The organism is Microbacterium cremeum (assembly GCF_015277855.1).
Taxonomy (GTDB): domain Bacteria; phylum Actinomycetota; class Actinomycetes; order Actinomycetales; family Microbacteriaceae; genus Microbacterium; species Microbacterium cremeum.
In genome coordinates this window covers 1,672,297-1,695,838 of sequence record NZ_CP063812.1, presented here as the reverse complement: position 1 = coordinate 1,695,838, position 23,542 = coordinate 1,672,297, and the positions used below count along the sequence as shown (strand labels likewise).

Here is a 23,542-nt window from a genome sequence, read left to right as displayed (position 1 = left end):
TCGAGACTAAGGCTCAGAGCCAGGTCAGCGCGAGAGTCGCCTCGGTGTGCGCGAGCCGTCCCGCCGCGTCGCGAGGCGCTCGCGAGCCCTTACCCGGTGACCGCATCTCGACGGCGAGGAGCTTCCGCACGATGGCGCGCTGTCGGTCGATGTCGAGCGCGGCCCACGCCTCGGCGACCGCCGCCCACCGCGCGTCGTAGGCGTCGCCGGCCGCCTCTGCCTCGGCCACGAGGTCGCCGAACACGTCGACCCGCCCCGCGTCGCTGAGCGCCGCCTCGAGCCCCCCGATCCGCTCCCGTACGTCGCGCAGTGTCGCGGCTGCCTTGTCGACGGTCGTCAGCCCGCGCCCGACGAGGCTGAGCACGCTCTCTTCGGCTTGCTGCGCTTCGAGGAGCTCGGCGCGCAGCTTGCCGACGTCAGGCGCGTCGTCGCGGCGCAGGAGCGCGGCGGCGTCCGGTTGTGAGAGGCGTTCGAGCACGACGTGCGTGATGAAGTGGTCGGCGTCGTCGCGTTTGCGGCTGAGGTGCGCCGACTCACTACAGCGATACGACCGAATGTCGCGGATGACGCCCGCTTTCATGGCGCCGCCGCAGATCCCGCACGTCGCGATGCCCGACAGGAGCGACCGCGGCGCGGCTCCGGGCGATGAGCGTCGCACGGGGTCGGCGAGGAGGTCGCGCGCCGCCGCCCATGTCTCGGGCGCGACCAGCGGTTCCCACGAGCCGACGGGGAGGTCGCCGAGGCCGAGATTGTGCGTCGTCATGACGTCGGTCGCGGATCGCGGGGGAGCGACGAGTCCCGCGTTGCGCGGGTTCGCGAGCACGGCGCGCACGCTGTACGCCTCCCACTCGTGCCCGACGGTCGTCGTCAGGCCTTCGGCGTTCCATGCTCGCGCGATCGACCGCAGAGTCGCCCCGGCGAGAAGCATCGCGTATCCGCGGCGTACGGCGGATGCCTCGGGCTCCTTCGGCTCGTGGCCGTAGTCGGGCCATTCGCGGCCGTCCGCCCCGACCCGCTTCGGCCAGTCCGCCGACGCGCCCGCCTTGAGTCGCGTGTACCCGAACGCGCGCCGGCCTCCCGCGGGCAAGCCGCCTTCGCGTCGGTGCGCGTTCGCCCGCCTTTGCCGCTCGCTCTTGCGCTGAACCTCGAACCGAGCGAGCCCCGCGGCCAGGGTCGCCCTGAACTCGCCGTCAGCGGTCGTGAGGTCGAGCTCGCCGTCGACGGTCGCGATCCGTGCGCCGACGTCGAGGAGCGTCACGAGGTCGCGGATGCCGCGGAGGATGCGGTCTTGATCCACGGCGACGACGACATCGACGCGTCCGGCCTTCGTGTCCTCGATCATGCGATGCCACGCCGTGCCGACCCCGCGCGGCTTGGAGGCGCTGACGTCGTTGTCGACGTACTCCTCGACGATCGTCCATCCTCGCCGCTCGACCTCGGCGCGGCATCGCGCCCGCTGTCGATCGATGCCTTCCTGACGGTGGTCGCGGTCGAGCGACTGGCGGAGGTAGAGCGCTGCGCGGGTCATTCCATAAGTATGTTCCAAAGCTATGCAATAGGTGGCGTGGTCGCTGGCCGACCTCGAGGGGTGCACCCAATTGGGCGTCGAGCACATCGGCCGCGCCCTGTACCTGAAGAAGGGAATCGCCCTGTGACCGCGATCGATCTGTCGCCGAAAGCCGCCCGGAGCGGGCTCGGGCCACTGGCGCCTCCCTCGGGAGATGACGCGATCGTGGAGCGGTTCGCGACGGTCGTCTGGTCGCACCTCATCGAGCCCGGGGACTCCGTCGCGGGGAGGATGATCGCCACGCTCGGGGCCGCCGAGGGCCTCCGCGCCTTCCTGGAGGACCGGCGGCCCGCCGACCTCACGCCCAAGGAGTTCGCAGACGCCCGCAAGCGCTGGACGCCGCGCGTCTCGGCCCAGGCGATCGGCGACGCCCTGCGTGTCGCCCGCGCGCGGGGCGTGTCGCTCGTCACCCGCGCCGATCCCGCCTGGCCGGCACAGGTGGACGACCTCGGGCCCCATGCCCCGGTGTGCCTCTGGGTGCGGGGTCGTCCCTCCGCGCTGCAGGAGCTGCGGCCGTCGGTGGCGATCGTCGGTGCCCGCGCGGCGACCCGCTACGGCGATCACGTCGCGATGGAACTCGCCGCGGATCTGGCCGGAGGGGGCACGCCGGTCGTCTCGGGCGGTGCGTACGGCATCGACGGCGCGGCCCATCGCGCGGCGCTGACCGTCGGCGGCCTGACGGTCGCGCTGCTGGCAGGCGGCGCCGATCGTGCCTACCCGGCCGGGCACACGCAGCTGATCGACGACATCGCGCAGCACGGCGCCGTCGTGAGCGAGGTGCCGTGCGGGTCGGCCCCCACGAAGTGGCGGTTCCTCCAGCGCAACCGGCTCATCGCGGCCATGACCGACGCCACTGTCGTGGTCGAAGCCGGATGGCGCAGCGGATCGCTCAACACCGCCGGCCACGCCGCCGCGCTCTCGCGCGGGCTCGGGGCGGTGCCCGGTCCGGTCACCTCGGCCGCGTCGGCCGGAAGCCATCGCCTCCTGCGCGAGTGCGGCGCGGAGTGCATCACGAGCGCCCAGGATGTGCGCGAACTCCTCGGCGTGACGGTCTCCTCGGGCGCGTCGGCCGACAACGCGCCCGCGACGGACGATGCCACACGCGTGCGGGACGCCCTCAGCACCCGCGCGTGGCGGATTCCGGCCGACGTCGCACGCCGCGCGGGCATGGCTCTCGACGAGGTCGAGGCGATCCTCGGTCTGCTCCGTCTGGAGGGCGCCGTGGAACGCGCCGACGGAGAGTGGAGACTCACGAGGTCCCCGGCGTGAGGGGCTCGTGCCCGCCTCCCGCCGACGCGGTGCCGACGGCACCGCCGAGCGCCTCAGGTGTCGAGCGAGAGCTCTTCGGGGAGATGGAAATCGCGGCGTGAGAGCTCTTCGACGTTGACGTCCTTGAAGGTCAGCACGCGCACGGCCTTGACGAAGCGGTCGGCTCGGTAGATGTCCCACACCCAGACGTCGGACATCGAGATCTCGAAGTAAAAGTCGTGCTCGGTGTCGCGGCGCACGACGTTCACCTCGTTGGCGAGGTAGAACCGGCGCTCGGTCTCGATCACGTACTGGAACTGCGAGACGACGTCTCGGTACTCGCGGTACAGAGCGAGCTCGAGCTCACGGTCGTAGTCTTCGAACACGTCGTCGTCCATGGTGGTTCCATCCTACGGGCGCGGGCGGATGCCGAGACCAGGGCGTGGTCCGGCCCGGCGCCGCCTCAGAACAGCGTCGGAGCGTCGGCGATCGACCACGAAGCGCGGTGATGCCTGCTGATGCCGTGCTCGCGGATCGCCTCGCGGTGGTCCGGGCTGGCGTACCCCTTGTTGCGTGCCCAGTTGTAGGCGGGCAGCTCGTCGTGGAGCTCGGTCATCAGCCGGTCGCGCGCGACCTTCGCGATGACGGATGCCGCCGAGGCCGACGCGCAGTCGCGATCGGCCTTGATGATCGGCCGCACGTGCAGGCCCCACCCTCCGGCGGGAGTGATGTAGTCGTGGTTGCCGTCGAGGATGACGATCGCGTCCTCCGGCACGACGCCGTGCGCTCGCAGATCGGCCAGCGCGCGCAGCGACGCCAGGCCCAGCGCCCGGATGATGCCGACCTCGTCGATCTCGGCCGAGCTCGCCCAGCCGACGGCGCTCGCGGCCACCCACGCGGCCGCGCGTGACGCGACGTCGGCGCGCTTGGGCTCGGGGACGAGCTTGGAGTCGCGCAGCCCCGCGGGGACGCGCTTGCGCGATCGCGGCGCGTCGATCACGGCGGCGCCGACGGCCACCGGGCCGGCGAGGGCTCCTCGCCCCACCTCGTCGCACGCGATGACGAGCGCGTGCTCGCGCAGGAGTCGACGCTCGAGCGTGAGCTTCGGCTCCGCGACGGTCATCGCGACGCGTCCTGCGGCTCGGGCGACGGGACGCTGCCGAAGACGTCGTGGTGGAAGTCGAGCATCCCGAAGCGGTCGAGGGGCCACGTCACGAGGAACGCGCGGCCGACGACGTTGTCGAGCGGGACGAATCCCTTGCCCGGCTGGTCGGTGTTGTACCGCGAGTCCTTCGAGCGGTAGCGGTTGTCGCCGAGCACCCAGAGGCTCCCGTCGGGAACGACGACGTCGAAAGGGTCGCCGGATGCCGCGGCATCCGTCGACGGGACCTCGATGTAGTCGCTCTCGTCGACGGGAACGTCGTTGACGGTGATCTGGCCGGCGGCGTTGCAGCAGACGACGTGGTCGCCGGGCAGCCCGATGATCCTCTTGACCAGGTGGTCGTCGCTGTCGGGGGCCGCCAGGCCCACGAGCGAGAGCACCCATTCCCCCGCTTCCACGATGGGCGGGCGCGGGGGCGCGGGGTTCGGCGGGAGCCAGCCGCCCGGGTCCTGGAACACGACGATGTCGCCGCGCTCGTAGCCTCCGAAGCGGGGCGTGATCTCGTCGACGAGGATGCGGTCGTTGATGAGGAGCGTGTCCTCCATCGAGCCCGACGGGATGTAGAACGAGCGCACCAGGAACGTCTTGACGAGGAACGACACGACCACCGCGATGAGGATGATGACGACGACGTCGCGCAGGAACACGACCCATCCCCGCTTGCGGGGCTGGATGGCGGCCGCGCCCCCGGACCGGGGAGTGGGCGCCGACTCGGCGGGGGCCGACTTCTCGGTCGTCATGCGGGATCCTTCACAGGCCCTCCGGCGGTCGGCGAGCCTGCCTTCAAGGGTCGCACATTCCGGGCCGCCACGAGAACGACGAAGCCCCGGACCATCGGGTCCGGGGCTTCGGTGGTGCAGGCGTGCGCGAGCGCGTCAGTTGTCGCGCTTCTCCTTGATCTTGGCCTTCTTGCCACGGAGGTTGCGCAGGTAGTAGAGCTTGGCGCGGCGCACGTCACCGCGCGTGACGACCTCGATGTGGTCGATCACCGGGGAGTGCACCGGGAAGGTGCGCTCGACGCCGACCTGGAAGCTGATCTTGCGGACCGTGAAGGTCTCGCGCACACCGTCGCCGGAGCGGCCCAGGACGACGCCCTGGAAGACCTGGATGCGCGAGCGGTTTCCTTCGGTGATGTTGACGTGCACCTTGACGGTGTCACCGGGACCGAAGTCGGGGATGTCGGAGCGGAGCGAAGCCGCGTCGACGGCGTCGAGGATCTGCATGATCGTCTCTCTCTGCGGCCGCCACAGGTCGACCGCGGGAATGGATTCTGAAGGATGGTGTGCCGAAGGCCTCCGGCGTGACGCCGTACAGCTGGTTCCCCTGAGGCAGAACCGGTCAGGGCACAAATGTCCATTCTGCCATGGATGGCGCACCCGGCCAAAACGGGTCAGCTCGCGGGCGGCACCTGCTTCTCGGTGACCACGATGACCTCCGGGTCGGCGGCCTGGCGCTGCTCGGTCGGCGGCGGGATGTACGCGAAACCGTCGGTGGACTGCAGGAGGAAGCGGGACGGACGCGCCTCGCTCCACAGCTGCCACAGCGCGAGCCAGAACAGGCCCACGCCGGCGAGGATCGCGAGCACCATGACCGGCGCCCACCACGCCTCGGCGAAGAAGCCCAGCGAGATCACCAGCAGGTGCCACACCGTGAAGCCCAGCACGTCCCACCACGACACCGCGCGGTGCGCCCGCACGGTGCCGCGGGCGCGCACCAGCAGGGTCAGCAGCAACTGCCAGAGGAACACCCCGGGGATCGCGAGGAAGAGCACCCACAGGAACGCCCAGCCGCCGGCGTTGAAGACCGCCCAGCCGACGAGGAGCCACAGGGGCAGGACGAACGCGGCCGGGATGAGCCAGCCGAAGAACGCGCGACGCAGCCACATGCCTCCGATGCTACGCCGTGCCGGCCGCGCGCGGACCGGTTCGAGGTGCGGCGCGGAGCATGTTCACAGCCGCGTGGCGGATGGTCCGACAGAATGGATCCGGACGAGAGGATTTCCTTCACATGATCGAGCTGCGCACCCCTGCCGAGATCGACGCGATGAGGCCTGCCGGGCGATTCGTGGCCGAGACGCTCGCGACGCTGCGCGACGAGACCAAGGTGGGCACGAACCTCCTCGCGATCGACCGCCGCGCACACGATCTCATCCGCCGCGCCGGTGCCGAGTCCTGCTACATCGACTATCACCCGTCGTTCGGTGCGCGCCCGTTCGGCAAGGTGCTGTGCACGTCGGTCAACGATGCGGTGCTGCACGGCCTGCCCTTCGACTATGCGCTCCGCGACGGCGACCTCGTCTCGCTCGACTTCGCGGTCTCGGTCGACGGCTGGGTGGCGGACTCCGCGCTCTCGTTCGTCGTCGGCACGCCTCGCGACGAGGACCTCGCGCTCATCGAGACCACCGAGCGCGCGCTCGATACCGCGATCGCCGCCGCCACGGTCGGCAATCGCATCGGCGACATCTCGGCCGCGATCGCCGGCGTGGCGCACGGCCGCGGCTACTCCATCAACACCGACTTCGGCGGGCACGGCGTGGGGCGCGTCATGCACGGCGACCCGCACGTGCCCAACGACGGGAAGGCCGGGCGAGGCTATCCGCTGCGTGCCGGACTCGTGGTCGCACTCGAGCCGTGGTTCCTGCAGACGACCGACCAGCTCGTGACCGACCCGGACGGCTGGACCCTGCGTTCGGCCGACGGCTCGCGGGGCGCCCACTCCGAGCACACGGTGGCCGTCACCGAGTCGGGGCCGATCGTGCTCACCGACCGTTCGTGGCTCGGCGTCGACTGACCCGCCGGTCCTAGCCGCGCGCCTCGGCGCGCGGCGCGTGCGCGGGTTCCGCCGACAGCGCGGTCAGCGAGGCCGCCACCGAGTGGTCGAGCTCCTGCGGCACGCGGGGATGCTCGCTCAGCACGAAGAGGGACTTCGCGGCGAGCCTGACGACGTCGCCGGGCTTGACCGGTCCGGTGTCGGCGCGCTCCCCCGCCGTGTCGATGACCACCTCCCAGTCCGGACTCGATTCCACGACCGGGATGTGGAAGTCGATGATGTCGTCGCCGGCGTTGAACAGCACGATGAAGTGGCGGTCGACGATCTGGTCGCCCCGGCGGTCGCGCTCGCGGATGCCGGCGCCGTTGAGGAAGACCCCGATGGCACGCCCGAACCCGGAATCCCAGTCCTCGGGCTGCATGAGTGTGCCGTCCGGCCGCAGCCACGCGATGTCGGGCAGCGGCGTGCCGCTGTCGCGACGGACGGGCCGTCCGTCGAAGAACCGCCGACGGCGGAACGTCGGGTGGCTCCGCCGCAGCCGCGCCAGAGCCGCCGTGAACTCCAGGAGCGGCAGGTCGGCGGCATCCCAGTCGATCCAGGTCGTCTCGTTGTCCTGCGCGTAGCCGTTGTTGTTGCCGTGCTGGGTGCGGCCGAGCTCGTCGCCGTGCAGCAGCATCGGCACCCCCTGCGACAGCAGCAGCGTCGCGAGGAAGTTGCGCTGCTGGCGTGCCCGCAGCGTCAGCACCGCCCGGTCATCGGTCGGCCCTTCGACGCCGAAGTTGTCGGAGCGGTTGTCGTCGGCGCCGTCGCGCCCGTCCTCGCCGTTGGCCTCGTTGTGCTTGTCGTTGTACGACACCAGGTCGCGCAGCGTGAACCCGTCGTGGGCGGTGACGAAGTTGACGGATGCCACGGGCCGGCGCCCGGAGTGCTCGTAGAGGTCGGCCGACCCGGTGAGCCGGGACGCGAACTCGCCGAGGGCCTGCGGCTCGCCGCGCCAGAAGTCGCGCACGGTGTCGCGGTACTTCCCGTTCCACTCCGTCCACTGCGGCGGGAAGTTGCCCACCTGGTAGCCCCCGGGACCCACGTCCCACGGCTCGGCGATGAGCTTGACCTGCGAGACCACCGGATCCTGCTGGACGAGCTCGAAGAAGGCCGACAGGCGGTCGACGTCGTAGAACTCGCGCGCCAGCGCGGCCGCGAGGTCGAACCGGAAGCCGTCCACATGCATCTCGAGCACCCAGTAGCGCAGCGAGTCCATGATCAGCTGCAGGGCGTGCGGATTGCTGACGTTGAGGCTGTTGCCGGTGCCCGTGTAGTCGGTGTAGTACCGCAGGTCGTCGGCCTCGAGCTTGTAGTACGCGGCATTGTCGATCCCGCGCATCGAGAGCGTGGGACCCAGGTGATTGCCCTCCGCGGTGTGGTTGTAGACGACATCGAGGATGACCTCGATCCCGGCGGCGTGCAGCGCCCGCACCATGCCCTTGAACTCCTGCACCTGCTGGCCGCGGTCGCCCGAGGCGGAGTAACGGTTGTGCGGGGCGAAGAACGACACGGTGTTGTAGCCCCAGTAGTTCGACAGCCCCTTCTCCTGCAGGACGGCGTCGTCGACGAACTGGTGCACCGGCATGAGCTCGATCGCGGTCACCCCCAGCTTCGTGAGATGGTCGATGATCGCGGGGTGTGCGAGCGCACTGTAGGTGCCGCGCATCGCGGCGGGGATCGCGGGATGCCGCGCGGTGAGCCCGCGCACGTGGGCTTCGTAGATGAGCGTCTCGGAGTACGGAGTGCGGGGACGGCGGTCGCCCGCCCAGTCGAAGTACGGGTTGACCACGACGCCCTTCATCATGGCCGCCGCCGAATCGTCGTCGTTACGGGAATCCGGGTCGCCGAAGTCGTAGCCGTAGACCGGCTGGCCCCACTGGACCTCCCCTTCGACCGCCTTGGCGTAGGGGTCCAGCAGCAGCTTCGCCGGGTTGAACCGCCGTCCGCTCGCGGGGTCGTACGGTCCGTGCACGCGGTACCCGTAGCGCTGCCCCGGCTGCACGCCGGGCACGTACACGTGCCACACGTACGCATCGACCTCGGCCACCTCGACGCGCGTCTCTGCTCCGCGCTCCCCGAACAGGCACAGCTCCACGCGCTCGGCGCCCTCGCTGAACAGCGCGAAGTTCGTGCCGCTCCCGTCGAACGTCGCCCCGAGCGGATAAGCCGATCCCGGCCACGTGTGCATCGCCGACCCCCATGTGCTTGTGGCATCACCCTAACGGGACGGATGCCGCCGGCTCCGGCATCCGCCCTCACATATGCCGCCGGACCGGTGTGAGCGAAACGTTCGCTCGAGGTAACCGGACGCGATGCGGGGGTGAAACACCGCGCTCGTAGCGTCGCACGCACCGAGAGACCTCTCGTCGATCAGGAGAAGCCATGACGCACCGCGACAGCAGCGAAAGCCGACAGAGCAGTGTCAAGAGCCCGAAACATGGCGCTGACGCCCCCGCAACATCGCCCGCGTACGGTGACGGCATGAGCACCACCCCTGCCCTCGGCACGCATGTCGTGGTCGTGGGCGCGGGAATGGTGGCGCATCGCTTCGTCGAGAGCCTGCTGAGCCGTGCCGGCGACCAGTGGCGCGTGACGCTCATCGGCGAGGAGGACCGGCACCCGTACGACCGGGTCGGTCTCACCGGGTTCTTCGGCGGGGCCTCCCCCGACGACCTGACGCTCGAGCAGAGCGTGCTGGCGGACGACCGCGTGCGGTTCCTGCGCGGCGATGCCGTGTCGCGCATCGACCGGTCGGCTCGGCGCGTCACGACCCGCAGCGGCGTCAGCGTCCCCTACGACCGCCTCGTCCTCGCGACGGGATCGTACGCCGCCCGGCTCGCGGTCGACGGGTTCGGGCTCGAGGGCTGCTTCGTGTACCGCACACTCGACGACGTCGAGAAGCTCCAGGAGTTCGTGCGCCGCCGCGAGGCGGAGCTCGGCCGCCCGCTCACCGGCACCGTGATCGGCGGCGGGCTCCTCGGGCTGGAGGCCGCGGGCGCCCTGCAGGGGCTGGACGTGGACTGCACCGTCGTGCAGTCGTCGGACCGGCTGATGTCGGCGCAGCTGGACCTCCCTGCGGGGAACGCCCTGCGTCGCCTCATCGAATCACGCGGCATCGCGGTCAAGACCCAGACCATCACGACGCGGCTCGATCCCGACCGCACCGGACAGGTGACCGGGCTGGAGTTCCGTGACGGCAGCTACGAGCGCACCGACGTGGTGGTCTTCACCGTCGGGGTGCGGCCCCGCGACGAGCTCGCCCGCAGCGCGGAGCTCGACGTGCACGAGCGCGGCGGCGTGCTGATCGACTCGGGGTGCCAGACCTCCGACCCGCGCATCCTCGCGATCGGCGAGGTGGCCAACTACGACGGGATGTGCGTGGGTCTGGTCGCGCCCGGCTACGCGATGGCGGAGGTCGCCGCGACGCGGCTGCTCGGGGGCGAGGCATCCTTCCCCGGCTACGACCTGTCGACCAAGCTCAAGCTCTCGGGCGTCGACGTCGCGAGCTTCGGCGACGCGTTCGCCGAGACGCCGGGAGCCCTCGACGTCACGTACGCCGACCCGGTCGCGGGCGTCTACAAGAAGCTCGTCCTCTCCGACGACGCCAAGACGCTCCTCGGCGGCATCCTCGTCGGCGACGCGTCGGCATACGGCTCGCTGCGCCCGCTCGTCGGCGGAGCTCTCGGCGGCGACCCGGCCGCCTACCTCATGCCCGAGGGCGGCGTGGCGGCGCCGACCGGCGACCTGCCCGATGAGGCGCTGGTGTGCTCGTGCAACAGCGTCACCGCCGGCAGGATCCGCCACGCCGTGCACGAAGAGGGATGCACCGATGTCGCCGGCATCAAGGCATGCACCAAGGCCGGCGCCGCCTGCGGCTCGTGCGTCACGATGGTCAAGAAGATCGTGGGCACCGAGCTCGCCAAGTCCGGCACTGCCCTCAGCGACGCGCTGTGCGAGCACTTCGGGATGTCGCGCCGGCAGCTCTTCGACGCCGTCCGCGTGTCGGGACTCACCACCTTCAGCGCGGTGATCGAGCGATTCGGCACCGGTCGCGGCTGCGACATCTGCAAGCCCGCGCTCGCGAGCATCCTCTCGACCCTGGTGCGCGGCCACGTGCTCGACGGTGAGAACGCCACGCTGCAGGACACCAACGACCACGTGATGGCGAACCTGCAGAAGGACGGCAGCTACTCCGTCGTGCCGCGCATCCCCGGCGGCGAGATCACGCCCGAGGGGTTGCTCGTGATCGGCCAGGTCGCCAAGGACTTCGGCCTGTACACCAAGATCACCGGCGGCCAGCGCATCGACATGTTCGGCGCCCGCCTCGAGCAGCTGCCCGACATCTGGAAGCGCCTGGTGGACGCCGGCTTCGAGTCGGGTCACGCCTACGGCAAGTCGCTGCGCACGGTGAAGTCGTGCGTGGGGTCGACGTGGTGCCGCTACGGCGTGCAGGATTCCGTCGGCATGGCGGTGCGCCTCGAACTGCGCTATCGAGGACTGCGGTCGCCCCACAAGCTGAAGCTCGGCGTGTCGGGCTGCGCGCGCGAATGCGCCGAGGCCCGCGGCAAGGACGTCGGCGTCATCGCGACCGAGGCGGGGTGGAACATGTACGTCGGCGGCAACGGCGGATTCACGCCGCGGCATGCGGTGCTGCTGGCCGAGGGACTCAGCGACGACGAGCTTCTGACGGCCATCGACCGCTTTCTGATGTACTACATCTTCACGGCCGACCGCCTGCAGCGCACGGCCCCGTGGTTCGAGGACCTCGACGGCGGCATCGACGGCCTCCGCGCGGTGATCTTCGACGACGGTCTCGGCATCTGCGCCGACCTCGACGCCGCGATGGCGGCGCACCTGGACTCGTACGAGGACGAGTGGAAGGCGACCCTCGAGGACCCCGACAAGCTGCGCCGCTTCGCGTCGTTCGTCAACGCCCCGAGCACCCCCGACCCCTCGCTCGCGTACACCGCCGAGCGCGGGCAGCCCCGACCCGCCACCGAGGCCGAGCGCGCCGATTCCGGCGTGCTCATCGCCGGAACCACCCTGGAGGTGCGCCGATGACGATCGCCGACCCGCAGACGACCGAGTACGTCGCCCCCGACGGCTGGGTGCGCGTGTGCGCGCTCGACGACCTCGAGGTCGAGCGCGGACGTGCCGCCCTGCTCGGCGGAACGCAGATCGCGCTCTTCCTGCTCGACACGGGGCGCGTCCACGCGGTCTCCAACTTCGATCCGTACAGCCGCGCGAACGTCATCTCGCGAGGGATCGTCGGGACGAAGCTGGACGCTCCGACGGTGGCGTCGCCCATGTACAAGCAGGTGTTCGACCTGCGCACGGGCGTGTGCCTCGACACGCAGGGCAAGGACCCGATGTCGCTGCACGTGTGGCCTGTGACGGTGGACGACGGCGCAGTGCTCGTGCGATGGGACGGCCGGTCATGAGCGCCGCCGTGACCGGCCGTGTCGACCTCGTGGGCGGCGGGCCCGGGCCCGTCGACCTCATGACGCTGCGCGCATGGCGCCTGCTCATGCGCGCGGACGTCGTGGTGATGGACCGGCTCGGCCCCGACATCCGTCCTCACCTGGCGCCCGATGTCGAGGTCCTCGATGTCGGAAAGCTCCCGGGGCACCACCCGGTGCCGCAGGACGAGATCAACGCGCTGCTGGTCGATCGCGCGCGGAGCGGCAAGCGCGTCGTCCGGCTCAAGGGCGGCGACCCGTTCGTGTTCGGCCGCGGCGGCGAGGAGGTCGTCGCGTGCGTCGCAGCCGGTGTCCCCGTCGAGGTCGTGCCGGGCGTCACCAGCGCCGTCGCCGTGCCGGAGGCTGCCGGCATCCCGGTGACCCACCGCGCCGTCGCGTCGGCCGTCCACATCGTCAACGGACAGTCCGAACTGACGCCGGCCACGCTGGCCGCCCTCGGCGACCCCGACGTGACGACCGTCGTGCTCATGGGCGTCGGGGCGCTGCCGCGCCTGGTCTCGGATGCCCTCCACGCGGGGGTGCCGGCCGATCGCCCCGTGGCGATCGTCGAGCGCGGCCACCACCCCGATCAGCGCACGACGCGCACGACCCTCGGCGCCGTCGTGCTCGAGGCCGGCCGTATCGGCGTGCGCAACCCCGCCGTGATCGTCGTGGGCGACGTCGCCCGCGCGGGCCTGCTCATGCCCGACCTGCTCTCGGCCGACACGTCGATCGGCGGCGCGCTCCGGTGAACGAGCCCTCGCGTCCCGCCCGCACCGCGGATCCGCCTCGCGCGCAGCTCTCGGCGGCGCTCGACGGCTGCACGGTCGTGATCGCGGTCGACCGGCGCTCCCTCGAACTGGCCGCGGCACTCGAGCGCCACGGTGCGCAGGTGCGCCACGCCCCGGCGCTCACGATCGTGCCGCACATCGATGACGACGCCCTCGTCGCCGCGACGCACGAACTCATCGCCCACCCGCCCGAGGTGGTCGTGGCCACGACGGGCGTCGGCTTCCGCGGGTGGATGGAGGCAGCCGACGAGGCAGGGCTCCTCGACGAGCTCCACGCGGCGCTGTCGCGCGCCCAGATCGTCGCCCGCGGACCCAAGGCGCGCGGGGCGATCCAGCAGGCCGGACTCACCGCCGACTGGGTGGCCGAGTCCGAGACCTCGGCCGAGCTCGGCGAGTACCTGCTCGCCGAGGGCCTGGACGGCCGGCGCGTCGCCGTCCAGCACCACGGCTCCGGCGCCGACGGGCTGGACGAGCTGTTCCAGGCGGCCGGCGCGGACGTCGTGAGCCTCACCGTCTACCGCTGGGGGCCGCCGCCGGATCCCGCCGCGGTCTCGCGGTCCGTCCTCGCCACCGCTCAGGGCGAGGTGGATGCCGTGCTGTTCACGTCGGCGCCCGGCGCCGCGGAATGGATCGCCGCCGCCCAGCGCGAGGGTGTGCTGGAGGCGATCGTGGAGCTCTCCGCGCAGGGACGCCTGCTCCTCGCGGCCGTCGGTCCGATCACGGCCGGGCCGCTGCGCGATGCCGGCATCGCCCCTCTCGTCGCCGAACGCGGCCGCCTCGGCTCGCTGGTGCGCGCGGTCGTGACGCACTTCGGCGGCGGGCACGCCGCCTCGCTCCCCACGATCGCCGGGCGCCTCGAGCTGCGCAGCAACGGGATCGTCCTCGACGGACGCCACGTGCCGCTGTCGCGCACCGGCGCCGACCTGCTCGCCGCCCTCTTCGCGGCGGGCGGCGGCGTCGTCTCGCGGCAGCGGCTGCAGGGTGCGCTCCCCCGCTCGGGCGAGAACACCCACGCCGTCGAGATGGCGGTCGCGCGGCTCCGCGAGGCGATCGGCGTGCCGGACCTCATCAAGACGGTCGTCAAGCGCGGGTACCGCCTCAACGTGCTCGACCCGGCGGAGGCGTCCGCGTGACGCGGCGAGCCCGGCTCAGGCCTCCGCGCCGTCGAGGAGATCAGGACGGTGCGCCCGCGTGCGCTCGAGGCTCTGCTCACGCCGCCACGCCGCGATCGCGCCATGGTTGCCGCTGAGGAGCACGGGTGGCACCTCCCGCCCCCGCCACACCGCCGGCTTGGTGTAGCTCGGATACTCGAGCAGACCGAGCTCGTGCGATTCCTCCACGAGGCTCTCGGGGTTGCCGACGACCCCCGGGATCAGACGCGAGACCGCCTCGATGACGGCCATCGCCGCGACCTCACCGCCGTTGAGCACGTAGTCGCCGAGGCTGACGAGGCGCACGCGCCCCCGTTCGGAGTAGTGGTCGACCACGCGCTGGTCGATGCCCTCGTACCGCCCGCACGCGAACACGAGGTGGCTCTCCTCGGCGAGCGCGCGCGCCATGGGTTGCGAGAACAGCTCGCCGGCGGGCGAGGGCACCAGCAGCACGGCGTCGTCGGTGAGCACGGCATCCAGCGCCTCGCCCCACGGCTCCGGCTTCATGACCATCCCGGCCCCGCCGCCGTACGGCGTGTCGTCGACGGTGCGGTGGCGGTCGTGGGTCCAGTCGCGCAGATCGTGCACCCGCACGTCGAGCAGGCCGCGGTCGCGGGCCTTGCCGATCAGCGAGACGCCGAGCACGTCGAAGAACGTCGGGAAGATCGTGACGATGTCGACGCGCATGCGTTCGAGTCTAGGCATCCGTCGTGTTTCCGACGTGTGACGGGGCACCAACGTCACCCGGCGCCGGGCCGTGATGCAGAAGTGATCGAGAAGTAACAGCCCGGGTCGGCGGGCGGAAACACCCGCTTCCTAGCGTGGAGGCACACTCACCCCCGCAGTGCAGGCCCACCCCTGGAGGCGTCATGACCACGACCGTCACTCCGTCCACGACGGATGCCGCAGCTCCACCCCCCACGACCGGCACCGCGCCGGTCACCCTCACCCGCCGGCCCGGCCGCTGGATCGACGGCTGGAACCCCGAGGACACCGCGTTCTGGGCGACCGAGGGCCGCGCCATCGCGCGCCGCAACCTCGGCTGGTCGATCTTCGCCGAGTTCCTGGGCTTCATCATCTGGCAGCTGTGGAGCATCGTCGTCGTGATGCTGCCCGACGCGGGCTTCGCGCTGACGAGCTCGGAGTCGTTCTGGCTCATCTCGCTGCCGAGCCTCGTCGGCGCGACGCTGCGGTTCCCGTACACGTTCATGGTCGCGATCTTCGGCGGCCGCAACTGGACGATCGTCTCGGCCGCGCTGCTGCTGATCCCCGCCGTGCTCCTCGGCGTCGTCGTCTCCAACCCCGAGACGCCGTTCGGCGTGCTTCTGCTGGTCGCGGCACTCGGCGGCGTCGGCGGCGGCAACTTCGCGAGCTCCATGGCCAACATCACGTACTTCTTCCCGCAGAAGGAGAAGGGCTGGGCGCTCGGGCTCAACGCCGCCGGCGGCAACCTCGGCACCTCGGTGGCCCAGTTCGCCGTGCCGATCGTGGTGACCCTCGGCGCCGCCGCGACCATGAACATCTCGCTCGCCGGCTGGATGTGGATCCCGCTCATCCTCGTGGCGATGTGGGGCGCATGGCGCTACATGGACAACCTGTCGTCCGCGAAGGCGGACTTCGCCGGATCGGCCGCGGCGCTTCGCGAACCGCACCTGTGGCTCATGGCCCTGCTGTACATCGGCACCTTCGGCTCGTTCATCGGCTTCGCGAGCGTCTTCCCCAAGCTCATCGCCGACCAGTTCCCGGCCTTCTCGACGCTGCAGGTGGGTCAGACCGCCGTCTCGCTCGCCTTCCTCGGCGCGCTCATCGGCTCGCTCGCCCGTCCCTACGGCGGCAAGCTCGCCGATCGCTTCGGCGGCGCCATCGTCACCGTCGGCGCGTTCGCGGTCATGGCTCTCGGTGCGCTGGGACTCATCTGGACCCTGCCGCTGCAGAGCTTCTGGGTGTTCCTCGGGTGCTTCCTCGTGCTCTTCGCCGCGACCGGCATGGGCAACGGCTCCACCTACCGCATGATCCCCAGCATCTTCGCGGCGCGCGCCCTCGCCCGGGGCATCGAGCCGGGCAGCGCCGACGCCGTCAAGATGCAGCGCAAGGCGGCCGCGGCGCTCGGCATCATCTCGGCGATCGGGGCATACGGCGGGTTCCTCATCCCCCAGGTGCTGAACGCGTCGCAGCTCGCCACCGGCGGTTACACCGCGGCGTTCTACGGCTTCGTCGCCGGGTACGCCGCGCTCCTCCTGGTGACGGTGCTGGTGTACGTCATCCCGCGCGCCTCGCTCGCGAAGCAGCGCATCTGACCCCGCGAAACGAAGAAGCGGATGCCTCGTCTCGAGGCATCCGCTTCTTCGTGCGCCGTGGGGCGGGGGAACAGGTGCGGCGCGGTCGTGCGGGCGCCGTGTCGGCACCGGCCTGGAAAGGGACTGGGCGTCGGGGTCTCAGTACACGTCGCGCGCGTAGCGCCCGTCGGCGGCGAGCCGGTGCTTGTACTCGAGGGCGTCGTCCTCCGACAGTCCGCCGTGCTGCTGTGCGATCGTCACGAGCGTCGCGTCGACGTCCCTGGCCATGCGCGCCGCGTCGCCGCACACGTACACGTGAGCGCCCTCCTCGATCCAGCGCCAGACCTGCGCGCCGTGCTCGATCATGCGGTCCTGCACGTAGATCTTCTGGCGCTGGTCGCGGGAGAACGCGAGATCGAGACGCGTGAGGAACCCGTCCTCCCGCATCTGGAGCAGCTCATCGCGGTAGTAGAAGTCGCTCGCCTCGTGCTGCTCGCCGAAGAAGAGCCAGTTGCGGCCGGTGTGGCCGTCGGCACGACGATCGTGCAGGAACCCGCGGAAGGGCGCGACGCCGGTTCCCGGGCCGATCATGATCATGGGCGCATCGGGCGACGGGGGCGGCCGGAATCCTGGTGTGCGCTGCAGGTAGACCGGGGCGGCATCGCCCAGCCCGCCGGCGAGGAACGTCGAGCAGACCCCGCCGCGCGCGCGGCCCGTCTCGGTCTCGAAGCGCACCACCGACACCGTCAGCTCGACCGTGTCGGGGTCGGTCTTGGGGCTCGACGAGATGGAGTACTGCCGCGGCTGAAGCCGCTTGAGGACCTGCACCCACTCGGCCGCGGTGGCCTGCACGGGGTGGTCGCGCACGAGGTCGACGGCCTGCTGGCTCCACAGGAACTGCTCCAGCCGGCCCTTGTTCTCGCGTCGCAGGAGCGCGGCGAGGGTGGTGTCGTCGCTGCGTTCGGCGATGAAGCGCACGAGGTCGGTCGGGGTCTTCGTGATGTCGAGGCGCCTGCGCAGAGCCTCGCCGAACGTGCGCTCCTCGCCGTCGATCTCGACGATCGTCGCCGCCGGGATGCCGGTGGCCTCGAGCCACTCGGCCACGACGCCGGGACTGTTCGAGCACACCACGCCGAGGGAGTCGCCGGCCTCGTAGGCCGCCCCGGAGTCGGAGAGGTCGAACGCGAAGCGGCGCACCTCCTTCTTCGAGCCCGGTCCGCTCAGCAGCTCATCGCGCACCAGGGCTGCGCGCACGGGATTGGACCGGGTGAACAGGCGGCGCATCGGTGCCACCGCGACCGCCGCCGGTGCGGCGGCCGCGGCATCCGTCCCCTCCGAGAGCAGCTCGACCACCTGGGCGAGCCAGGCGGCGGCGGGCTGGTCGAAGTCCGGCTCCAGGTCGACGCGCTCCAGCAGCGCCGTCGCGCCGAGCTCGCCGAGGCGGTCGTCGATGCGGCGGCCGTGTCCGCAGAAGTCGTCGTAGTTGGAGTCGCCCATCGCGAGCACCGCGTACTGCAGGCCGGAGAGCGCGGGCGCGCCGTCGGCACTCAGCTCGCGCCAGAGGTCGGCGCCGTTGTCGGGTGGGCCGCCGTCGCCGAAGGTCGAGGTGATCACGAGCACGCGCCGCATCGCGGCGAGCTCGGCGGCCTTCACGTCCGACATGCTGCGGGTGCGCGCCGGGATGCCGCGTTCCGCGAGCGCGCCTGCGGCACTCGTCGCGAAGTCCTCGGCGTTGCCGGTCTGCGATCCCCACAGCACCACGACCTCGTCCGGAGGCGCGACCGCCGCGCCGCCGCCTCCTGTCGTGGTACGCGAGTATGCGCCGGCGAGGATCCCGTCGAACCACGCCTTCGCTACCGCGCCGAGCGGGGACTCCGCGGGAAGGACGGGAACCTCGCCCGGTGCGGGAGGGCGCGACCGCACCGTCGAGAGGAACCCCGCGATATATGCGCTCTCGCGGTCCGAGAGCGTCGGGACCATGCCGAGGCCGACCCCCGCGCGTGCGAGCGCCTCCTCGGCCGCGGTGATGTCGCCCGAAGACGCCTCGACGCCCGCGGGCGCGGCTGCGGGCGACACGCGCCGCAGCGTGACCGCCGCGAACTTCAGCTCGGGTTGCGCGGAGTGCTCGTCGACCGCGTCGTTCGTCACGGCGTTGACGGTGACGTACTCGCCGTGCTCGTCGTTCCAGTGGAACGGGGCGAAGACGTCTCCCGGCCGCACCCGGTCGGTCACGATCACCGGAGCGACGAAGCGCCCCCGGCGCGACGACACCTCGATCTGGTCGCCGGCGGCGATGCCGTGGGCCTCGGCATCGACCGGATTCACCTCGACGAACGGGCCCGGGTTGAGCCTGTTGAGCTTGGCGACCTTGCCGGTCTTGGTCATCGTGTGCCATTGGTGCTGCACGCGCCCGGTGTTGAGCACCCACGGGAAGTCGTCGTCGGGAAGCTCGGCGGGATCCATGTGCGGCCGCGCGAGGAACTGCGCGCGCCGCGACGCTGTCGGGAACGCGAGCGCCGGAGCGGTGCCGTCCGCCTCGACGCGCAGCGACTGGCTGACCCCGTCGTTGACGTAGCGGATCGGATGCCGCGACGCGTCGTCGTCCGGGGGTGCGGGCCACTGCACCGGCGTCCGGCGCAGGCGCTCGTACGTGATGCCGCGCACGTCCCACCCGGTCTGCGGGTTCCAGAAGCGGCGGATCTCGTCGAAGACCTCCTCGCTCGTGGCGAAGTCGAAGCCTTCGGCATACCCCATCGCCTGCGCGACCTGGCAGATCGTGAGCCAGTCCGGCTGCGCGTCCCCCGGCGCCTCGACGACCTGCTGCACCAGGGTGAGCGTGCGGTCGCTGTTGACCGTGACGCCGTCCGACTCGACCCACAGGGTCGCGGGGAGCAGGATGTCGGCGTACGCGTTGGTGGCGGTCTCGGTGTAGACGTCCTGGGCGATCACGAGCTCCGCGGTCTCGAGCGCTTCGATGACCGTCCTGCGATTCGCGACCGATGCGACCGGGTTGGAGCAGATGATCCAGGCGGCCTTGATCTCGCCCGCGGCCATCCGGCGGTACATGTCGATCGTTCCGGAGCCCGCGTCGGTGCGGATGGCGCCGGGCGCCAGGCCCCAGGCCTCCTCGACGAACGCCCGGTCGGCGGGGCTGAAGACGGCGCGCTGCCCGGGCAGGCCGGGACCCATGTAGCCCATCTCCCGCCCGCCCATCGCGTTCGGCTGGCCCGTGAGCGAGAACGGCCCGCTGCCCGGACGGCAGATCGCGCCGGTCGCGAGGTGCAGGTTGCAGATCGCGTTGGTGCTCCAGGTGCCGTGCGTCGACTGGTTGAGGCCCATCGTCCACAGCGTCATCCACTCGCCGGCCTCGCCGATCCATCGCGCCGCGGTGCGGATGTCGTCCTCCGCAAGCCCCGTGATCTCGGCCACGCGGGCGGGCGGGTACTCCGCGAGGAACGCCGGCATGGCGTCCCAGCCCTCGGTGTGCGCGGCGATGAAGTCCTCGTCGATGTCGCCCGCTTCGACGAGCACGTGGAGCAGGCCGTTCAGCAGGGCCAGGTCGGTGCCGGGCGCGATCTGCAGGAACAGGTCGGCGCGGTCGGCCGTCGCCGTCCGGCGGGGGTCCACGACGATCAGCCGCGCCCCCTGCTTCAGGCGGTCCGCCATGCGCAGGAAGAGGATGGGGTGGCAGTCGGCGGTGTTCGACCCGATGACGAAGAACAGGTCCGCCCGATCGAAGTCCTCGTACGACCCGGGCGGGCCGTCCGCGCCGAGCGACTGCTTGTAGCCGGTGCCGGCCGATGCCATGCACAGTCGCGAGTTCGACTCGATGTGGATGCCGCGCACGTACCCCTTCACGAGCTTGTTCGCGAGGTACTGCGCCTCGAGGCTCATCTGCCCCGACACGTACACGGCGACGGCGTCGGGTCCGTGCTCGTCGACGATCGCGCGGAGCCGACGTCCGGCATCCGTCACCGCCTGCGTGAGCGGCACCGGCACTGCCGCCTCCCCGCGCGCCGGCCGCACGTGCGCGGACGTCATGCGACCCGGCGCCGCCATCAGTTCGGCGTGCGTCGCACCCTTCGTGCACAGTCGGCCCGCGTTGGTCGGGTGCGTCGCGTCACCGGCGACCTTCGAGATGGCGACCCGATGCCCCGCCTCGGCGCGCGACGTCGTGACGGCGATGCCGCAGCCCACGCCGCAGTACGAGCACACCGTGCGGACCACGGACCCGAGTTCGGCCATGCCTCCGAGGATCCCCCACGGAGGTTCCGGAGGCTTTCCCGCCGTGTTTCCCGCAGATCACATCTGCTGCACTCGGGTGGCGCGGCGGAAGTGAGAGCGCCGGCTCAGGGCGTGTCGTCGCCCTCGTCGGCCGTTTCCGGGGCGGCGTCATCGTCGGCGGGAAGCTCTTCGAACAGGCCGGGCGGCGGGGTCACGACGACTCGACCGCCGGGGACGTCCACTTCGGGCACGATCGCCTTCACGAACGGCACGAGCACCTCGTCGGCGTCGCCGGTCGCAGGCTTGACGATGAGGAGGTCCTGGGCGGGGAGGTGATCGACGCGCACCACGCGCCCGACCACGTCGCCGTCACGGACGACGTCGAGCCCGACCAGCTGGTGGTCGAACCACGCGTCGTCCTCGGCCGGAGTGGACTGAGGGTCTTCGTCGATCCAGAGGATCGCGCGCACGAGGGCCTCGGCGGCGGTCCGGTCGTCGACGCCTTCGAAGAAGGCGACGGGGTGGCTGTTCATCCACCGGAACTCGCGCACCGTCAGGGGCTTGCCGTGCCACGGGGAGGACTCCGGCACCTGCAGGGTGAACGTCGCACCCGGGACGAATCGTCCCTCGGGGTCGTCGGTGTACAGCTCGAGCTTGAGGGCGCCCTTCAGACCGTGCGCCTTCACCAGGCGGCCGACGCGCAGCTGCGTCTTGCCGGCCTTGCCTGCGGGCACCGCGGGCGTCTGGGGCCGGTCCGCAGCCTCCGGCTGCTCGGCCCTGTCTTCGCCTGCCATCTCAGTCGTCCGCGACGTCGACGCGGACTCGGCGTCCGTCGGCGAGTGCGCTGATGAGAGTGCGCAGGGCTTTGGCCGTGCGGCCGCCGCGCCCGATCACGCGACCCCGGTCGTCGGGGTGGACGTGCACCTCGAGCACGTCGCCGCGAGACGACGTGGACGAGTCGATGCGGACGTCGTCGGGGTGATCCACGATCCCCTTGACGACGTGCTCGAGCGCGGCGGCGAGCAACGGATTACTCTGCGGACTCGGCGGCCTCGGCCGCGTCGGTCGTCTCGTCGGCCGGAGCCTCGGCGGGCTCTTCGGCCTTCTTCTCGGCCTTGGGCTTGACGACGGACTTCTTGGCGGAGTCGATCTCGAAGGCGGCCTTCTCCTCCTTGACCCGGACGGTCGAGACCGCGTTGGGGTCGCCCTGGAACTTGCCCCAGTCGCCGGTCAGCTTGAGGAGGGCGAGCACCTGCTCGGTCGGCTGCGCGCCGACGCCCAGCCAGTACTGCGCACGCTCGGAGTCGACCTCGATGAACGAGGGCTCCTCGGTGGGGTGGTACTTGCCGATCTCCTCGATGACACGACCGTCGCGCTTGGTGCGCGAGTCGGCCACGACGATGCGGTAGTAGGGCGCACGGATCTTGCCGAGGCGCTTGAGACGGATCTTGACAGCCACGATTCTCCTGAATGTGTGGGAAGCGAACGAACCTGTCGCCTGGAGCGTGGGGTGCACACCCGGCGGGAGCTCAGAGGAGGACCGAGGCGCTGGATAGAGGGTCGAGCGGCCGGTCCGACCCTTTATTCTGCCAGATGACGACGCATGCCGCGAACCACCTCCGTCGCGGCATCCGCGTGTCAGACTGTGCGAATGACGGTGCCCTTCGCGACGTCCGCCCGCTCGTCGGTCGGCTTGGAGTGGGAGATCATGCTCGCGGACGGCGAGTCCGGCGACCTCCTCCCCCGCGCCCCCGAGGTGCTGGCCGCGCTCGAGGACGACTCGACGCTGGAGCGGTACACCGTGACCGGCGAGCTGCTGACGAACACCGTCGAGGTGACCAGCGGCGTGGGCGACACGGTCGCCGCCGCCGTCGACGACATCGCCGACGCGATCGCGGCCGTACGGACGTTCACCGATCCGGCCGGAATCGATCTGCTGTGCGCCGGCAGTCACCCGTTCGCGCAGTGGTATCACCAGAGCGTCACCGACAAGACCCGCTATCACAAGCTCATCGAGCGCACGCAGTGGTGGGGCCGCAACATGATGATCTGGGGCATCCACGTGCACGTCGGCGTCGAAGACGTCAACAAGGTCTTCCCGATCATCAACGCCCTCTCGGTGTACCTCCCGCACCTACAGGCGCTGTCGGCCTCGAGTCCGTTCTGGGCGGGCGACCGCACCGGCTACGCGTCCAATCGCGCCCTGGTGTTCCAGCAGCTGCCGACCGCGGGGCTCCCCTGGCCCCTCGAGGACTGGACCCAGTTCGAGGGGTACCTCGACGACATGGTCGGGACCGGGGTCATGGAGGACGCCACCGAGGTGCGGTGGGACATCCGTCCGGCGCCGCGCTGGGGCACGATCGAGGTGCGGGCGTGCGACGGCATGTCGACGCTGCCCGAGCTCGCGGCGGTGGGGGCGCTCGTGCAGGTGCTCGTCGAGCACCTCTCGCGTCGCCTCGACGAAGGCCTGCCGCTGGAGACGATCCAGCCGTGGTTCACGCGTGAGAACAAGTGGCGCGCCGCACGCTACGGCCTCGACGCCCGCATCATCGTCGACCACCTGGGCACCCAGCGTCTGGTCTCCGAGCATCTGCGCGAGACCCTCGACGAGGTCGCCGACATCGCCGTCGAGCTCAAGTGCGCACGCGAGCTCGAGGGCATCGACACGATCCTGACGCAGGGCGCGAGCTATGCTCGCCAGCTCGCGGTGGCCGACGCCGCCGACGGCGACCTGCGCGAGGTCGTCCGGCACCTCGTCGGCGAGTTCCGCTCCGGCCCGACGCTGCGCGAGCACCTCGCCTCCGCCCCCTGACGCGGGATCGGGATCGGGAACGGATGCCGCGGCCTCCGCAC

At 71.1% G+C, this 23,542-nt stretch carries 20 protein-coding genes; 8 read left to right on the top strand and 12 right to left on the bottom strand.

From position 1 onward, the window contains the following. Nucleotides 1-13 precede the first annotated feature (13 nt). Nucleotides 14-1,528: a recombinase family protein gene (locus IM778_RS07585; RefSeq protein ID WP_194411409.1), complete on the bottom strand. Its 1,515-nt coding sequence runs from the start codon at nt 1,526-1,528 to the stop codon at nt 14-16. Between the two features lie 123 nt (nt 1,529-1,651). Between IM778_RS07585 and dprA the strand changes: the two genes are divergently transcribed. Continuing rightward, a complete protein-coding gene (gene dprA, locus IM778_RS07580) occupies nt 1,652-2,836 on the top strand; it encodes a DNA-processing protein DprA (RefSeq protein WP_194411408.1) in 1,185 nt (394 codons plus the stop codon). 53 nt (nt 2,837-2,889) lie between these two features. On the opposite strand, the gene IM778_RS07575 is transcribed toward dprA, so the two are convergent. From IM778_RS07575 to IM778_RS07555, 5 genes are all read right to left on the bottom strand, one after another. Further along, nucleotides 2,890-3,213 (bottom strand): DUF2469 family protein, encoded by a 324-nt coding sequence (locus IM778_RS07575; RefSeq protein WP_127818250.1) that lies wholly within the window; start codon nt 3,211-3,213, stop codon nt 2,890-2,892. A gap of 65 nt (nt 3,214-3,278) precedes the next feature. Further along, the gene (locus IM778_RS07570; RefSeq protein ID WP_194411407.1) at nt 3,279-3,938 is read right to left on the bottom strand and encodes a ribonuclease HII; all 660 of its coding nucleotides are present in this window, start codon (nt 3,936-3,938) and stop codon (nt 3,279-3,281) included. Next, complete coding sequence (gene lepB / locus IM778_RS07565; RefSeq protein WP_194411406.1) at nt 3,935-4,717, bottom strand: signal peptidase I; 783 nt, start codon at nt 4,715-4,717, stop codon at nt 3,935-3,937. Before lepB ends, IM778_RS07570 begins: the two co-directional genes overlap by 4 nt. A 135-nt stretch (nt 4,718-4,852) precedes the next feature. Then, a complete protein-coding gene (rplS, locus tag IM778_RS07560) occupies nt 4,853-5,200 on the bottom strand; it encodes a 50S ribosomal protein L19 (RefSeq protein ID WP_194411405.1) in 348 nt (115 codons plus the stop codon). A gap of 167 nt (nt 5,201-5,367) precedes the next feature. Beyond that, nucleotides 5,368-5,862 carry an MFS transporter permease gene (locus tag IM778_RS07555; RefSeq protein ID WP_194411404.1) on the bottom strand — a complete coding sequence of 165 codons (495 nt, stop codon included), beginning with the start codon at nt 5,860-5,862 and terminating at the stop codon, nt 5,368-5,370. A gap of 122 nt (nt 5,863-5,984) precedes the next feature. Between IM778_RS07555 and map the strand changes: the two genes are divergently transcribed. Then, on the top strand, nt 5,985-6,767 hold the full coding sequence (gene map, locus IM778_RS07550; protein WP_194411403.1) for a type I methionyl aminopeptidase: 783 nt from the start codon (nt 5,985-5,987) through the stop codon (nt 6,765-6,767). 10 nt (nt 6,768-6,777) lie between these two features. On the opposite strand, the gene glgX is transcribed toward map, so the two are convergent. Continuing rightward, nucleotides 6,778-8,976 carry a glycogen debranching protein GlgX gene (gene glgX, locus IM778_RS07545; protein WP_194411402.1) on the bottom strand — a complete coding sequence of 733 codons (2,199 nt, stop codon included), beginning with the start codon at nt 8,974-8,976 and terminating at the stop codon, nt 6,778-6,780. A 293-nt stretch (nt 8,977-9,269) separates the two neighbouring features. Here glgX and nirB point away from each other — a divergent pair, with 293 nt between their 5' ends. The 4 genes from nirB to IM778_RS07525 are packed head-to-tail and all read left to right on the top strand — an operon-like array spanning nt 9,270 to nt 14,171. Then, a complete protein-coding gene (nirB, locus tag IM778_RS07540) occupies nt 9,270-11,849 on the top strand; it encodes a nitrite reductase large subunit NirB (protein ID WP_194411401.1) in 2,580 nt (859 codons plus the stop codon). Continuing rightward, nucleotides 11,846-12,229, top strand: a complete 384-nt coding sequence (nirD, locus tag IM778_RS07535) for a nitrite reductase small subunit NirD (RefSeq protein ID WP_194411400.1) — start codon at nt 11,846-11,848, stop codon at nt 12,227-12,229. The genes nirB and nirD overlap by 4 nt, the downstream gene beginning before the upstream one ends. Then, on the top strand, nt 12,226-12,999 hold the full coding sequence (gene cobA, locus IM778_RS07530) for a uroporphyrinogen-III C-methyltransferase (protein ID WP_194411399.1): 774 nt from the start codon (nt 12,226-12,228) through the stop codon (nt 12,997-12,999). Before nirD ends, cobA begins: the two co-directional genes overlap by 4 nt. Further along, complete coding sequence (locus tag IM778_RS07525; protein ID WP_194411398.1) at nt 12,996-14,171, top strand: uroporphyrinogen-III synthase; 1,176 nt, start codon at nt 12,996-12,998, stop codon at nt 14,169-14,171. The genes cobA and IM778_RS07525 overlap by 4 nt, the downstream gene beginning before the upstream one ends. Before the next feature lie 15 nt (nt 14,172-14,186). Here IM778_RS07525 and trmD read toward each other — a convergent pair whose 3' ends face one another. Further along, nucleotides 14,187-14,876, bottom strand: coding sequence for a tRNA (guanosine(37)-N1)-methyltransferase TrmD (gene trmD / locus IM778_RS07520; protein WP_194411397.1), 690 nt, complete (start codon nt 14,874-14,876; stop codon nt 14,187-14,189). Between the two features lie 182 nt (nt 14,877-15,058). Here trmD and IM778_RS07515 point away from each other — a divergent pair, with 182 nt between their 5' ends. Further along, the gene (locus IM778_RS07515) at nt 15,059-16,486 is read left to right on the top strand and encodes an MFS transporter (RefSeq protein ID WP_194411396.1); all 1,428 of its coding nucleotides are present in this window, start codon (nt 15,059-15,061) and stop codon (nt 16,484-16,486) included. Nucleotides 16,487-16,624: 138 nt separating this feature from the next. Here the strand turns inward: IM778_RS07515 and IM778_RS07510 are convergent, their stop codons facing one another. The 4 genes from IM778_RS07510 to rpsP form a co-directional block, all read right to left on the bottom strand. Then, nucleotides 16,625-20,710: a bifunctional nitrate reductase/sulfite reductase flavoprotein subunit alpha gene (locus IM778_RS07510; RefSeq protein WP_194411395.1), complete on the bottom strand. Its 4,086-nt coding sequence runs from the start codon at nt 20,708-20,710 to the stop codon at nt 16,625-16,627. A 104-nt stretch (nt 20,711-20,814) separates the two neighbouring features. Beyond that, nucleotides 20,815-21,483, bottom strand: a complete 669-nt coding sequence (rimM, locus tag IM778_RS07505) for a ribosome maturation factor RimM (RefSeq protein WP_194411394.1) — start codon at nt 21,481-21,483, stop codon at nt 20,815-20,817. Between the two features lies 1 nt (nt 21,484). Beyond that, nucleotides 21,485-21,715 carry an RNA-binding protein gene (locus tag IM778_RS07500; protein WP_127819708.1) on the bottom strand — a complete coding sequence of 77 codons (231 nt, stop codon included), beginning with the start codon at nt 21,713-21,715 and terminating at the stop codon, nt 21,485-21,487. Nucleotides 21,716-21,719: 4 nt separating this feature from the next. Continuing rightward, nucleotides 21,720-22,148: a 30S ribosomal protein S16 gene (gene rpsP / locus IM778_RS07495; RefSeq protein ID WP_194411393.1), complete on the bottom strand. Its 429-nt coding sequence runs from the start codon at nt 22,146-22,148 to the stop codon at nt 21,720-21,722. A gap of 192 nt (nt 22,149-22,340) precedes the next feature. Here rpsP and IM778_RS07490 point away from each other — a divergent pair, with 192 nt between their 5' ends. Next, nucleotides 22,341-23,501, top strand: coding sequence for a glutamate--cysteine ligase (locus IM778_RS07490; protein ID WP_194411392.1), 1,161 nt, complete (start codon nt 22,341-22,343; stop codon nt 23,499-23,501). Nucleotides 23,502-23,542 lie beyond the last annotated feature (41 nt).

Coding starts and splice junctions, on each gene's coding strand:
- IM778_RS07515 (WP_194411396.1), top strand. CDS start 15,059: ATGACCACGACCGTCACTCCGTCCACGACGGATGCCGCAGCTCCACCC.
- nirB (WP_194411401.1), top strand. CDS start 9,270: ATGAGCACCACCCCTGCCCTCGGCACGCATGTCGTGGTCGTGGGCGCG.
- IM778_RS07510 (WP_194411395.1), bottom strand. CDS start 20,710: ATGGCCGAACTCGGGTCCGTGGTCCGCACGGTGTGCTCGTACTGCGGC.
- lepB (WP_194411406.1), bottom strand. CDS start 4,717: ATGACGACCGAGAAGTCGGCCCCCGCCGAGTCGGCGCCCACTCCCCGG.
- IM778_RS07570 (WP_194411407.1), bottom strand. CDS start 3,938: ATGACCGTCGCGGAGCCGAAGCTCACGCTCGAGCGTCGACTCCTGCGC.
- IM778_RS07585 (WP_194411409.1), bottom strand. CDS start 1,528: ATGACCCGCGCAGCGCTCTACCTCCGCCAGTCGCTCGACCGCGACCAC.
- IM778_RS07575 (WP_127818250.1), bottom strand. CDS start 3,213: ATGGACGACGACGTGTTCGAAGACTACGACCGTGAGCTCGAGCTCGCT.
- rimM (WP_194411394.1), bottom strand. CDS start 21,483: ATGGCAGGCGAAGACAGGGCCGAGCAGCCGGAGGCTGCGGACCGGCCC.
- trmD (WP_194411397.1), bottom strand. CDS start 14,876: ATGCGCGTCGACATCGTCACGATCTTCCCGACGTTCTTCGACGTGCTC.
- map (WP_194411403.1), top strand. CDS start 5,985: ATGATCGAGCTGCGCACCCCTGCCGAGATCGACGCGATGAGGCCTGCC.
- glgX (WP_194411402.1), bottom strand. CDS start 8,976: ATGCACACGTGGCCGGGATCGGCTTATCCGCTCGGGGCGACGTTCGAC.
- IM778_RS07490 (WP_194411392.1), top strand. CDS start 22,341: ATGACGGTGCCCTTCGCGACGTCCGCCCGCTCGTCGGTCGGCTTGGAG.
- IM778_RS07555 (WP_194411404.1), bottom strand. CDS start 5,862: ATGTGGCTGCGTCGCGCGTTCTTCGGCTGGCTCATCCCGGCCGCGTTC.
- nirD (WP_194411400.1), top strand. CDS start 11,846: ATGACGATCGCCGACCCGCAGACGACCGAGTACGTCGCCCCCGACGGC.
- cobA (WP_194411399.1), top strand. CDS start 12,226: ATGAGCGCCGCCGTGACCGGCCGTGTCGACCTCGTGGGCGGCGGGCCC.
- rplS (WP_194411405.1), bottom strand. CDS start 5,200: ATGCAGATCCTCGACGCCGTCGACGCGGCTTCGCTCCGCTCCGACATC.